Here is a 12,653-nt window from a genome sequence, read left to right on the forward strand (position 1 = left end):
GCTATATTTTATTTAATCACCCTGATACTATCCTCACCGACCAGTTCTGACAGACTCGTAAGAAGCTCAGGGCAACAGTCGACCTTCAGGTTTGGCAGTTTAAGGGTCTTCACATTTTCCTCATTGGTAACATTAAGCCGGACCTCATCATTACCGGGAAACCCGCTCAGTGTGTCAACCAGTTCTTTTAAACGAGCGAGGTCCCCCGCTTTATCATCGGTTTGGGTAATACTGATTATCAGACGGCCCGTTACCGGTGCCGCCTGGGATAACGACGGCGCTTCCTCAGCCTCAGGAACATCCGACAGATCAACAGGGGCCGTCTCCGGCTGATAGTAGCGAACTGAATCACAGTTCAGACGTATCTGATCATCTTTTTGCCTTACCTTGCCTTCAACCAGCAGCATATTCCCCTCCTGCCACAGGTCCCTGGTATCGGCATACACTCTGGGCCAGACCATAACCTCGATTCTACCGTCAAGGTCTTCCAAGACCGCGCTGGCAAAGGGCTTGCCGTCTCTGGTGAGCAGATAGCGCACCGAGCCAACCATACCCGCCGCTACCACGTTTTGCCCTACCATACCGACATCAATCTGCCCGCATAGTGTGGCGTTGAACAAGGCCCCCTTCCTGATCAGTGCACTGAAGGGATGCTCAGAGAGATATACTCCCATAAGCTCCTTTTCCCAGGACAGCTTCTCCCTGACCGGGATGTCGTCGCCCTCCAGATCAAGGCCGGGCTTGGGAACCGGCATCGCTTCGCCCCACAAATCAAACATGGTGGACTGCCCCGTCGACCGCAGGCGCTGTTCCCGCTGTGCCAGAGAAAGGATGCCGTTGATATTCCCGAGCAGGCTGCCGCGACTGCCCAGACGGTCCAGAGCGCCGCTTTTGATCAGGCTCTCCAGTATCCGTTTATTGATGCCGCTCAAGTCGACACGGTGACAGAGGTCATCAATAGACCTGAAATCACCGCCCCGATCACGCTCGGCAATAATCGGCTCAACCGGTCCGAGCCCCACATTTTTGATGTCACTCAAGCCGAAGCGGATGGCTGAAGTACCATCGCCAATCTTCTCTATGGAGAAGCCCGCCCGGCTACGGTTTATATCAGGAGGCAGCACGGCAATACCCAGACGGCGGCATTCAGAGACGGCACTGGCCACCTTCTCGGACTGCCCGCTGTTGGCGATAAGGAAGGCGGTGATATACTCAGCCGGGTAATTCGCTTTGAGGTAGGCGGTTTGATAGGCAATCAGGGCGTAGCTGGTACTATGTGCCTTGTTGAAGGCATAGCCGGCGAAGGGTTCAATCAGCTTGAAGACTGTCTCGGCCAGTTCAGCAGAGAATCCTTTCTGCTCGGCCCGGGTAATGAAGTTGTGTCTCTCTTTTTTCATAACCTCAGGAATCTTCTTACCCATTGCCTTACGAAAAATATCAGCCTCGCCCAGGCTGTAGCCGGCGAATTCCCGTACGATGAAGAGCACCTGGTCCTGATAAACAATCACCCCGTAGGTCTCTTCAAGGATACTGGTCAGGGCGGGATGGGGATAGCGGATGGGTTCTATACCGTGTTTGGCTTTGATGAAGGTGGGAATATGCTCCATGGGCCCGGGGCGGTACAGTGCCACCATAGCGGAAATATCGCTGAAAGTAGTCGGCTTAAGCTCCCTGATGTAGCGACGCATGCCGCTGCCCTCCAGCTGGAAAACGCCGGCGGTCTCCCCGGAGGCGAGTAACTCAAAAGTCTTAGCGTCATCCATCGGGATATTACCCAGGTCGATATTCACGCCGCAGTTCTTACCGATAATATCCTTGGCAATACCCAGAATGGTAAGGTTGGCCAAGCCCAGAAAGTCCATTTTAAGCAGTCCGATATGGGCGATATCTCCCATACTGAACTGGGTCATCACCAGTTCCTGACCGTTACCCTTGCTTACCCGCTGTAGCGGGACGTACTTGGTGAGGGAATCCCTGGCGATTACGACGCCGGCGGCGTGAGTACTGGCATGGCGGGCGATACCCTCCACCCTGCTGGCTGAGTCAATCAGATTACGGACTACGGCATCCGCTTTGTAGGCGCTGCTAAGCTCGGCATTTTCCGCCATGGCCCGCGCCAGAGTCATACCCGGAGCGGGCGGCACCAGTCTGGCGACCCGATCAACATCACCGTAGGACATGGCCAGCGCCCGACCCACATCCCGGATGGCTGCCCTGGCGCCCAGCGTGCCGAAGGTGATAATCTGGGCCACGTGGTCCGTTCCGTATTTCTGCGAAACATAAGCAATAACCTCGTCACGGCGCCCATCCTCGAAGTCCAGGTCTATATCCGGCATCTCCTTACGCTCTACGTTAAGAAAGCGCTCGAAGACCAGCTTGTTCTCAATGGGGTCAATCCCGGTGATGCCCAGGCAGTAAAGAACAATACTAGCCGCCGCACTGCCTCTAACCCCGAACAGAATGCTCTGTTCTTTGGCAAAGGTGATGATATCCCAGACAACCAGGAAGTAGCTGGCGAACCGGGTCTTTTCGATTACCTCCAGCTCGTAGTCAAGCTGCTGCTTTACCTCTGCAGTCGGCCTGGGATAGCGCTCGGTGAAACCCTGCCGGCAGATATCGGCCAGAAACTGGTCGGCGGTCTGTCCCGGCGGCAGCCCTACCTCAGGAAGGTGCAGCCGGTCAAACTCAAGCTCCAGGTTGCACATCAGGGCGATAAGCCCGGTGTTTTCCACCGCCTCGGGGATGTCACGATAAAGCTCCGCCATCTCATCGGGACTCCTTAAGTAAAAGAAGTCGCCCGCCATCTTCATTCTCTTTTCATCATAGATGGAGGTGTTCCTGCCGATGCACATCAGAAGGTCATGGGTCGGCGCATCCTCACGGTTGATGTAATGGGTATCATTGGTGGCTACCAGCGGGATATCCAGCTCACGGCCCATTGCAATAAGGGACTGATTCACCCTCTCCAGTTCGATAATCGGGTGTCTCTGTATCTCCAGGTAGAAGTCGCCAAAGGTCTGCTTATACCACCTGGCAGCCTCTTTAGCTTTCTCAAGACAGCCTTCACTGACCAGGCGGGGAATCTCACCGGCCAGGCAAGCGGAGAGGGCGATCAGTCCCTGGTGATGCTGCTCAAGGAGTTTCTTGTCTACTCTGGGCCTGTAATAGAATCCCTCAAGGTGTGCCTTGGTGACGAGCTGTATCAGGTTCTGGTATCCCGTCCCGTCCTTAGCCAGCAGGACAAGGTGATAATAATCCTTATCCTGTACGCTGCGAGCAGAGCGTTCGCCGGGGGTTAGATAGACCTCACAGCCGATGATGGGCTTTATGCCGGCCGCTCTGGCGGTACGGTAGAACTCAATGGCACCGTACATAACCCCGTGGTCGGTTATCGCCAGGCTTGCCATTCCCAGCTCTTTAGCCCGCTGGACCAGCTGGGGAATACGGCACATACCGTCAAGCAGGCTGTATTCGGTATGGACATGGAGATGAGTAAACATGAGCACCCTTCTAGCTGTGGTACCTGTTTTCTGATAGAGTTTACCTGTAATTATAGCACAGGGGCTGGCTACCGGAGTATTCTTTGCTTTTGATTCTTAACCGTGTAAAATCTAGGTACCTGCGATTGGAGACAAAGGAAATTTGAGAGTTCTCGGTAATATCGCTAAGTGGCTGTTTATCTTCAGCCTACCCGCCTTGCTGATATCGGCGGCGGTTAATTTTGAATTCAACAGTCTCTGGCTGTATAGAAACGGCTTTGAGAAGTATAACGTAAGCAGAGCTACCGGCCTGGACAAAGCGGAGCTTGAGAAGGTAGCCAGCGGGCTGATTGGCTATTTTAACTCCGGTGACGAATATATCAGCCTGACCGTGGTCAAGAATGGGGAGCCCTTAGAGCTGTTCAACCAGCAGGAGGTGGTCCACCTTAAGGATGTCAAGGCACTGGTACAGATGAACCGCCGTCTCCTACTGGGGATGGCGGTCTATGTCGGGCTCTACGCCGGCATCTCTCTTTTCCGGCGCGGGAAGCAGTACCGACGCCGGCTGGCGCGGTCGGTGTTTATCGGCTCAATCATCACCCTGGGGATAATAATCGTCCTGGGAGCAGGTTCAATGCTGCTCGACTTCGACGAGTTATTCACCCGGTTCCACCTCGTTGCCTTCACCAACGATCTGTGGATGCTCGACCCGGCTACAGACTACCTGATAATGCTCTTCCCGGAGGGTTTCTGGTATGACTCGGCCGTGCTCCTGGGCCAGATAACCGCCGCTGCAGCAGGTACGCTATGCGTAATAAGCAGGCTGTATTTGAAAAGGGCAAAAAAGCAGCCGGATTAAGAGTGTTGTCTCAACCGGGTTAGCTCACCACTATCCGTAGGAGTTCAACAGGAGATGCCCTACCCCTTCACGATTAGTGATTACAGCTCTGACAGCTACTGGCATCACAGCCCGAACAGGAACTACCGCCAATAGAGGTGGTAACACCACCGGCATCTTTGGAGAAGGAGGCAAAGGCAGAGGGCACCCGCCCGGCACTATTCTGACAGCGAGGGCAGCAGGCCGTCTCGTCAGAATCGCTTACCTTACGGAGCAGTTCAAACTTCAACTTACAACCGGGGCAGAGATATTCATATAGCGGCATACACTTACTCACCCAGGATTAGTCTAATCTTTTTCTCTTTTGTCGTCAATGACTTTATGATGCGGTTTACTTGACGCTTCGGGAAGCAAAGCATTACCATAGATTGAATAGTTCTATGATAAGGAGGCGGTATAATGGTAATAGATATCTCCGACAAGAACTTTGAGAGCGAGGTGTTAAAATCAACTCTGCCGGTGCTGGTAGATCTATGGGCGCCCTGGTGCGGTCCCTGCCGTATGGTTAGCCCTGTTATTGATAAGCTAGCGGAAAAGTATGAAGGTAAGGTCAAGTTCTGCAAGTTGAACGTAGACGAAAACCAGCAGACGGCTGCCAAGTACAGCGTTATGTCCATCCCCACCCTGCTGTTCTTTAAGAATGGGGAGAGAGCGGATACGGTTGTCGGTGCGGTATCGGAGCAGGCCTTAAAGCCAAAGATTGACGCCCTTCTTTAGGCTGGCGGCAAGTGATCCAGGTGCGAGATACTGTTGAAGAGGTTCAGTATTGCCCCTCCGGGGCAGGTCTCCACTATGCTGAGAGAAGCCAGGCCAGGAATAAACTGGAACACGTGCCTCAACTCTATTCCCAGCAGCCGGCAGATGAGAGTGCGCAGCACTCCGCTATGAGTCACAACCAGTATGGCATCCTCTGCCTTATGCCTCTCCAGCCTCTCTATGAACTTTCCTACTCGCTTACCCAACTCGGCAAGCCCCTCGCCATCGGGAAACCTTAAGTCTGTATTTCTATCTTTCAAGTACCGGGAGCACTCAGGGTAAAGCTGGTCGATCTCTTCAAAAGTCAACCCCTCGACCTTACCGTAGTTAAACTCACGCAGTTCAGCACAGCTGGTGATATCCAGTTGATGCCTGGAGGCAATGGCCCGGGCGGTTACCAGCGCCCTCTTGAGGTCGCTGGAGTAGACAAAGTCAATCTTCTCCGGCGCCAGGCGATCACGCAGTCTCTCCGCCTGCTCCAGTCCCAGGGCACTCAGTTCGACATCGGTATGCCCCCAGAGCCGCAGGGAGCTCTTTAGCGCAGTCTCTCCGTGCCGAACCAGAAATAACGTGGACATAACTCCCCTTCCCTCAAGCTAATCGGATCCCGAACATAAACATTATAGCAATACTGGCTCATCGGAGCAAAGGAATAACGATTAGCCTATCTCTCAATCGGGCCTACCCGGGTTGTTTATGTCTATCCGCTTGCTCTTGGTGTATAATGAACCTGAGTATCAGGTAATAGACCCAGTCAGGTAAATGCGGTATGGAAATCATAGTAATTATTATTCTTTCGGTTGCCATTGCGGTTCTACTCGGGGTCTTTCTCCGCGACCGGTCCCGGGGACGGCAGGCACTGGAGGCACAGGGTGAGGCCCTGTCCAGGGTAGTGGACGAGAAACTGGAGGGTAACGTCAGAATCTTTGGCGATCTGCGGGAAAAATTAGGCGAACTGACACAGAGGACGAGAGACATCCAGGAGATTGGCCGGAACATCTCCAATCTACAGGAACTGTTACGAGCGCCGAAGTTCAGGGGCTGCTTTGGTGAGCTGCTGCTGGAGAGGTTATTAGCCGATGTTCTGCCCCAGGGTGCTTACTCTATCCAGCATAGATTTCTCGACGGGAGGACGGTGGATGCCGTGGTCAGGATCGGGCGCAATCTGATCCCGGTCGATTCGAAATTCCCCCTGGAAGATTTTGAGCGTATGGTCAGGGTGGAGACCGATGAAGAGAGAAAGGCCTTACGCCAGCAGTTCATCTACACCATCAGGAAACACGTCGATAACGTGAGCAAATATATACTTCCCGACGAAGGCACCTTCGACTTTGCCCTGATGTATATACCAGCCGAGAATGTCTATTATGAAGCGGTAATTCGCGGAACACAATCTGCTAAATGGAGCGACATATATTCATACTCTCTCAAGAAACGGGTGGTACCGGTATCGCCGAATAGTTTCTATGCCTACCTGCAGGTTATCGTCCTCGGGCTAAAGGGACTCCGCTTTGAGACGGCAGCACATGATATTCTGGGGTATATCGGCCGTCTGCAGAGTGACCTCAAGGACTTCGAGCAGGACTACGAGGTGATCGGGGGACATATCCACCACGCCGCCAGCAAGTACGATGCCGCCAGCAGAAAGCTGAACAGGTTCGAGGATAAGCTACGTCTAGCTGTGGAAAATCCGGCCGAAGAATTGCCCGGAGCATCCGTAGACAGGAGCGTTGATGAGGCAGGAGGACAATGAATCGGACAAAGGGCTTTGTTAATCTCAACAAATTCAAGTCGGGCCGGGCCATCAAAAAGTCCGACAAGACGTTATATAGTAAGAAGATGGGAACAGCTAAACAGAGGGGAGTGAAGGATTAATATGGATAAGGGACGTCGCCGTAACCTATTTATCTTGCTGGGGATTGCCATCGCGGCACTTAGCATTGGACTGGTCTTTTTCTTTACCAAACCAGGTTAAAACTGCCGGTATTATTGGCCCTGTAATTCGGTACACTCTTATCCATCGCCGGTCAACCCGGCTATTTTGTATGGTATGGCTGCTTGTTGCGCAGGTCAATCACGGCAGAGTCCCCGGGACGGAACCCAGTCTCATCTGTTGACGCCTCTTCCTGCCGATGTTACACTTTACTTGCTCTAAGTGAGGAGTAAGTAAATCCCGTGAAAAGAATCGGTATTCTCTGCCACCCGCTGAACAAAGCCGCCCGTCCCATGGCTGACGAACTGGAGAGTTTTCTCGGCGCCAGGGGCGTTTCTACGTGGGTATGTTCCGCCTGGGAAAGCGACGAGGCGAGAGCACAACTGGAGGATACCGATCTAATACTGACTGTCGGCGGCGACGGAACGATTCTACGGGCGGCCCAGGTGGTGATCTCAAACCCGATTCCGATTACCGGGGTGAACCTGGGTAAGCTTGGTTTTATGACTGAGCTCAGCGCTGCCGAGGCAAAAGATAAACTGGCGGCACTACTGGCGGGAGAGGGTTGGATAGACGAGCGGGCTATGCTTGAGGCAAAGCTGAAAACTCCCGACAGTAAGGGGGTCCAGGTGCTCTACGCCCTGAATGATATGGTAATGGCACGCGGCGAAGTAGCCCGTATGGTCCATATCGAGGCCGCCATTGACGGGAAGGAGCTTACTACCTATCGTGCTGACGGAGTTATTCTGGCCACCGCCACCGGCAGCACCGGCTATTCACTGTCGGCCGGAGGGCCTATCCTACATCCTCAGGCCAGGGAGTTCCTCCTGTTACCGATACTACCTCACCTGAGTCTTGCCTATACCCTGGTATTACCGTCCTCAGTATCAGTCAGGCTGCGCATTAATGCCGCTCATACTACTACGTTAAGTGTTGACGGCCATATAAACCTGTCACTCGCCAGCGGCACTACTCTGGAAGTGAAGCAGAGTAAAAAGAAGACGCGATTCTTGAGGATCCATCCCGATACGTCCTTCTATGGGTCTCTGGAGCAAAGACTAAAAGGAAAAAAGTAGGTGGTAAAGTGGTCAAGCTAGAAAGAGCCACGATTAGAGATGTCAGCCAGATACACCGGTTGGTTAACTTCTTCGCCAGTAGAGGGAAGATGCTGGCCCGCTCTTTAAGCGAGATATACGAAAACATCAGGGACTATCAGGTGGTCAGAGATGGGGAGCAGGTGATTGCCTGCGTGGCCCTGCACGTTATGTGGTCGGACCTGGCTGAGATCAAGTCACTGGCGGTCGCTGAGAGCAGCCAGAAACAGGGGATTGGCGAACGGATGATCCGGAGTTGTCTTGCAGAAGCACAAGGACTCGGCATAAGTACCGTTTTCTGCCTTACCTATAAACCGGAGTTGTTTGAGCGAGTGGGCTTTTCTCGAATAGACAAAATGGAGCTTCCTAACAAGGTCTGGACGGAATGCTACCGCTGCCCCAAGTTTCCCAATTGCGACGAAGTAGCCCTTACCTATCACACGGGGGCCAAGCTTGATTGAGGAAAGAACTCTATCCAGTCATCTCGTCTACGAAGGGCAGGCGCTTAGGCTGCGCATCGATGAGGTGGAGACAGCGGGCGGCCGAGAGTCCAGGCGAGAGATTGTTGAGCACGACGATTGTGTCGCTATTATCGCGGTTTCCGGCGATAGCATACTGCTGGTAAGGCAGTTCCGAAAACCGGTGGAACAGGAACTCCTGGAGATACCGGCCGGTGGCATTAACCCCGGTGAGAGCCCAGAGGAGGCCGTTAGCCGTGAGCTACGCGAGGAAACAGGCTACCTGCCTCAAAAAATGGAGCGGCTGGGAGGCTTCTATTCTGTACCCGGTTACGGTACGGAATACCTCTACCTTTATCTGGCAACCGACCTTACTCCCGGCCGTCTGTTTGCCGAGGACACCGAGAGCATCAGTGTGGTACGGGTGCCAGTCAGTCAGATTCTTGAGCTTATCACCTCGGGCAGCATCTGCGACGCGAAGAGCATCGCCGGGCTGCTCACCTTCCTGGAGTATCTCAAGAGAAGTAACGGCTAGCCGAGTTTATCGGCTAGCTTCCTGCCACCGATGAGGTGCATATGGAGATGGGGCACCAGCTGCCCGCCCCATTCGCCGTAGTTTATCACCAGGCGATATCCTTTTCCCGAGAGACCTTCACTTTTAGCCAGACGATTAGCCGCGCCAACCATACGCCCGATAAGGGACGACTCACCTTCGGATAGATGCGCCAGGGAAGGGATATGCCTCCTGGGTATGATAAGCAGGTGAGCCGGAGCCTGGGGGTTAATGTCACGGAAGGCGATTACTTCCTCATCCTGATAGAGGATTTCGGTAGCCACTCTGCCGGCCGCAATTTGACAAAAGATACAGTCCGTTTCCACCTTCTTGCTCATTTTAGATTAGATATCCCTTATTCTCCAGAGTTCTTCTCAACAACCCGCTCCAACGTTATCTTACCCGCTTTTCCCCCGGCAATCAACTCAGGCTCGGAATTGATACCTCCGCCGCCTTCAGCCTTTATCAAGACGAGGTCTCCAGGCCGAACTTCCTTTTCAGGAAGCGCAGTCCGGTGATGGGATAGAGCGCGGCTATCAGTACGTCGCCGATATCCTCGGTGAAATCTCTTACCATCTCTCTGGCTTTGTCCAGTTCGGGCTCAAGCATATCGGCAGCGCGGCAGGTAACCGGAGTCTTGCCCCGTTTATAGTGCTTCAGGACTATCTCCTGTACTTCAGGGTCAATGGGAGCCGGCGGTTTACCATACAGCCCGAAAACGTAGTCCTGTACCTGGGTCGATACCAGCTTGTATCTGCCGACAAGAACATTCTGGACAGCCTGTACCCCGATAATCTGGCTGGTAGGGGTTACCAGCGGCGGGTAGCCCAGCTCCTTACGCACCCGTGGGACCTCTTTGTATACTTCATCCAGCCTGTGCAGGACATTACCCTCGCGTAGCTGGGAAACCAGATTGGATATCATGCCACCGGGAATCTGGTGCATCAGCACGCCGGTATCAATAACCGATGTTTTTGTATTCCCCATGAAGTCCTGGTACTTGGGGGCTATCGACTCGATGTACTCCCCCAGTTTGAAAAGGTGGGTCAAGTCAAGACCGGTATCCCGGGGAGTCCCCTGCAGAGCAACCAGGATAGGTTCAACAGCCGGGTGAGAAGAGCGCAGGGCAAACGGAGCCAGGGCGGTATCGATAATGTCCACCCCGGCTTCGATGGCCTTCAGACAGCTCATCGAGGCCATACCGCTGGTGTAGTGGGTGTGAAGCTGTACCGGTACCTTTAATACTTTCTTCAGGGCTTTAACCAGCCTATAGGCATCATCAGGGGCGATAAGACCCGCCATATCCTTGATGCAGATGCTGTCAGCACCCATATCCTGCATGATGAGCGCCTTATTGACATAATAATCGAGATTGTAAACCGCCCCACCCATCTTACGCTCGGTAAGCGAATAGCATATCGAGAGCTGGGCATGCTTACCGCTCTCCTTAATCGCTTTAAGGCAAGTCTCGAAGTTGCGCTCATCATTCAGGGCATCAAAGACCCTGAAGATATCGATGCCCACCCGGGCAGCGTGATGGACAAAGGCGGTAACCACATCATCGGCATAGTTGCGGTAACCGACCAGGTTCTGTCCCCTGAGCAGCATTTGCAGCGGCGTATCCGGCATCAGATCCTTGAGGAGACGAGGCCTCTGCCAGGGGTCCTCGTTGAGAAACCTGGTAGCAACATCAAAGGTGGCACCACCCCAGACCTCCATCGAGTGGAAGCCGACCTTATTCATCTCCGCGGCGATATTCACCATATCCTCGGTCCGCATCCGGGTGGCTAACAGCGATTGATGTCCGTCACGGAAGGTAATATCGGTAATTTTCAGGGGATTCTTCATCATCTTCAATTTGAGCGCTCCGTTTATAGAGTGTTCAGTTTTACGACACCTATTATTATACAGGTTAGACTATTCTATGGAAAGTGGCTAAAATAGTGATAGAATGGGAGCGGAAGCAGGAACCGTACGGTCTTAAGCCGGGCTGGCTGCGGCACAGGCAATGGTATGTTTCTGCTATTATATTTATTCGGGGCGGTGTTAAATGACAACCAATTTTGTAGAGGTATATCTCGGTCTGGGCTCAAATATGGGCAACCGACAGGAAAACCTGGAGAAGGCTCTTGATTTTCTCGCGCAGAGGCTGCGGGTAGCCAGGGTCTCCTCCATGTATGATACTGAGCCGGTGGGTAACACCGATCAGCCCCGCTTTCTCAATCTGGCCTGCCGGGTCAATACCGTACTGGAACCGGCGGCACTGCTTGCTCTGGCCAAGGGGATCGAGAGCAAGATGGGCAGGGCGTTCGGCAAAGCCAATGGCCCCCGCCCCATTGATATCGACATCCTTGTTTATGGCGACCGGATTATGGATACCCCGGACCTGGTTATTCCCCACCCCAGGATGACGGAGAGGGCCTTCGTCCTGGTGCCTCTGGCAGAGATTGCCCCCGATTTAAGACACCCGTCAAACGGTAAGACGATCAGAGAGCTGTTGGGCGGGATAACCGAGATGCAGGGCGTACTTAAGTGGGAGAGCAGCTAAGGAGAGAGAATGTATCAGCTATCTGTCGAGCAGCATTTTGACGCCGCTCATCTCCTGCGGGGATATCATGGCAAGTGTGAGGCACTGCACGGACATCGCTTCCGGGCCGTAGTTAAGATCGAGGCCGCCGGGCTTGATGGAATAGGAATAGCCTACGATTTTGCCGAGCTGAAAAGGCATCTCAGAGATATTCTATCCCGGTTTGACCATACCTGCCTGAATGACGTACCCCCGTTCGATAAAATAAACCCGTCTTCGGAGAATATCGCCCGCACCATCTATGATGAGCTTAAGCCGAAGCTGTCGGGAACACCGGTCGTACTTGCCGCCGTCGAGGTATGGGAATCACCCGAGAGCAGGGTAGCCTACATACCCGATTAGGGGTGCTTATCCGGCGGTAGCAGGCTGGGGATTGTCTCCCGGATGGGGTAAAGCGCTTCGCATCTCCGGCAATATAGCGAGCCGGTCACTATTTCCTGCCCGTTCTCTTCCTCTACCTTGAGCCCAAGCTCCCCTTTACAGACCGGGCAGACCAGGATATCCATCAGCTCTTTCTTCATAAACGGATTATACCACAACGATCTTTAGCGCATACGGCATGGTATCGAAACATTTCTTAAGGATGAGATATAAGGCAAACTGCCTCACCGCTTGGTGTTTCAGGTGAAGCTGTTTGGTGAGCAGGTACGGGAAGAAGAAGCCGTACCGAATGTAGAAAAGACCCTTCTCGGCCTCTCCTTACCGCATCGGGGACACTTCACCTCGCTATCGCTATCGGCTATACTCCGCCGAAGCTCGAACCGGGCACCGCATCCGGTACATTCATATTCATAAACAGGCACAGCACAACCTCCGCTGCTCTTTCATCGCTCCCTCTTTCATTGTAAATACGGTTCCGGTATAATGCAAGCAAAACCGGACGGAAAGGAGGAGC

At 53.4% G+C, this 12,653-nt stretch carries 16 protein-coding genes; 9 read left to right on the forward strand and 7 right to left on the reverse strand.

Annotated elements, in window-relative coordinates:
* Positions 1-8: 8 nt before the first annotated feature.
* On the reverse strand, positions 9-3,500 hold the full coding sequence (locus PHI12_04190) for a DNA polymerase III subunit alpha (protein MDD5509991.1): 3,492 nt from the start codon (positions 3,498-3,500) through the stop codon (positions 9-11).
* Between the two features lie 142 nt (positions 3,501-3,642).
* On the opposite strand from PHI12_04190, the gene PHI12_04195 reads away from it, so the two are divergent.
* Entirely contained in the window at positions 3,643-4,338 is a 696-nt protein-coding gene (locus tag PHI12_04195) for a TIGR01906 family membrane protein (GenBank protein ID MDD5509992.1), read from the forward strand.
* A 73-nt stretch (positions 4,339-4,411) separates the two neighbouring features.
* On the opposite strand, the gene PHI12_04200 is transcribed toward PHI12_04195, so the two are convergent.
* Positions 4,412-4,642, reverse strand: a complete 231-nt coding sequence (locus PHI12_04200; protein MDD5509993.1) for a zinc ribbon domain-containing protein — start codon at positions 4,640-4,642, stop codon at positions 4,412-4,414.
* 134 nt (positions 4,643-4,776) lie between these two features.
* Between PHI12_04200 and trxA the strand changes: the two genes are divergently transcribed.
* On the forward strand, positions 4,777-5,094 hold the full coding sequence (trxA, locus tag PHI12_04205) for a thioredoxin (protein MDD5509994.1): 318 nt from the start codon (positions 4,777-4,779) through the stop codon (positions 5,092-5,094).
* Here the strand turns inward: trxA and PHI12_04210 are convergent.
* The gene (locus tag PHI12_04210) at positions 5,091-5,711 is read right to left on the reverse strand and encodes a histidine phosphatase family protein (protein ID MDD5509995.1); all 621 of its coding nucleotides are present in this window, start codon (positions 5,709-5,711) and stop codon (positions 5,091-5,093) included. The genes trxA and PHI12_04210 overlap by 4 nt on opposite strands.
* A gap of 191 nt (positions 5,712-5,902) precedes the next feature.
* Between PHI12_04210 and PHI12_04215 the strand changes: the two genes are divergently transcribed.
* From PHI12_04215 to PHI12_04235, 5 genes are all read left to right on the forward strand, one after another.
* Positions 5,903-6,886 (forward strand): DNA recombination protein RmuC, encoded by a 984-nt coding sequence (locus tag PHI12_04215; protein ID MDD5509996.1) that lies wholly within the window; start codon positions 5,903-5,905, stop codon positions 6,884-6,886.
* Entirely contained in the window at positions 6,883-7,008 is a 126-nt protein-coding gene (locus tag PHI12_04220; protein MDD5509997.1) for a hypothetical protein, read from the forward strand. The genes PHI12_04215 and PHI12_04220 overlap by 4 nt, the downstream gene beginning before the upstream one ends.
* Positions 7,009-7,308: 300 nt before the next feature.
* Positions 7,309-8,142, forward strand: a complete 834-nt coding sequence (locus PHI12_04225) for an NAD(+)/NADH kinase (protein MDD5509998.1) — start codon at positions 7,309-7,311, stop codon at positions 8,140-8,142.
* Between the two features lie 8 nt (positions 8,143-8,150).
* Complete coding sequence (locus PHI12_04230) at positions 8,151-8,621, forward strand: N-acetyltransferase (GenBank protein MDD5509999.1); 471 nt, start codon at positions 8,151-8,153, stop codon at positions 8,619-8,621.
* Entirely contained in the window at positions 8,614-9,153 is a 540-nt protein-coding gene (locus tag PHI12_04235) for an NUDIX hydrolase (protein ID MDD5510000.1), read from the forward strand. Before PHI12_04230 ends, PHI12_04235 begins: the two co-directional genes overlap by 8 nt.
* Here the strand turns inward: PHI12_04235 and PHI12_04240 are convergent.
* Both PHI12_04240 and PHI12_04245 read right to left on the reverse strand, forming a co-directional pair.
* The gene (locus PHI12_04240) at positions 9,150-9,509 is read right to left on the reverse strand and encodes a histidine triad nucleotide-binding protein (protein ID MDD5510001.1); all 360 of its coding nucleotides are present in this window, start codon (positions 9,507-9,509) and stop codon (positions 9,150-9,152) included. The two genes, PHI12_04235 and PHI12_04240, sit on opposite strands and share 4 nt — an antisense overlap.
* Before the next feature lie 127 nt (positions 9,510-9,636).
* Positions 9,637-11,022, reverse strand: a complete 1,386-nt coding sequence (locus PHI12_04245; protein ID MDD5510002.1) for a pyruvate carboxylase subunit B — start codon at positions 11,020-11,022, stop codon at positions 9,637-9,639.
* 199 nt (positions 11,023-11,221) lie between these two features.
* Between PHI12_04245 and folK the strand changes: the two genes are divergently transcribed.
* Both folK and queD read left to right on the forward strand, forming a co-directional pair.
* Positions 11,222-11,719: a 2-amino-4-hydroxy-6-hydroxymethyldihydropteridine diphosphokinase gene (folK, locus tag PHI12_04250; GenBank protein MDD5510003.1), complete on the forward strand. Its 498-nt coding sequence runs from the start codon at positions 11,222-11,224 to the stop codon at positions 11,717-11,719.
* A 9-nt stretch (positions 11,720-11,728) separates the two neighbouring features.
* Positions 11,729-12,100, forward strand: a complete 372-nt coding sequence (gene queD / locus PHI12_04255) for a 6-carboxytetrahydropterin synthase QueD (GenBank protein ID MDD5510004.1) — start codon at positions 11,729-11,731, stop codon at positions 12,098-12,100.
* On the opposite strand, the gene PHI12_04260 is transcribed toward queD, so the two are convergent.
* Together PHI12_04260 and PHI12_04265 are read right to left on the reverse strand one after the other, a co-directional pair.
* Complete coding sequence (locus tag PHI12_04260) at positions 12,097-12,279, reverse strand: methytransferase partner Trm112 (GenBank protein ID MDD5510005.1); 183 nt, start codon at positions 12,277-12,279, stop codon at positions 12,097-12,099. The genes queD and PHI12_04260 overlap by 4 nt on opposite strands.
* Before the next feature lie 99 nt (positions 12,280-12,378).
* Positions 12,379-12,561, reverse strand: a complete 183-nt coding sequence (locus PHI12_04265) for a zinc ribbon domain-containing protein (GenBank protein MDD5510006.1) — start codon at positions 12,559-12,561, stop codon at positions 12,379-12,381.
* Positions 12,562-12,653: the final 92 nt, after the last annotated feature.

Source organism: Dehalococcoidales bacterium (assembly GCA_028716225.1).
Classification (GTDB): domain Bacteria; phylum Chloroflexota; class Dehalococcoidia; order Dehalococcoidales; family UBA5760; genus UBA5760.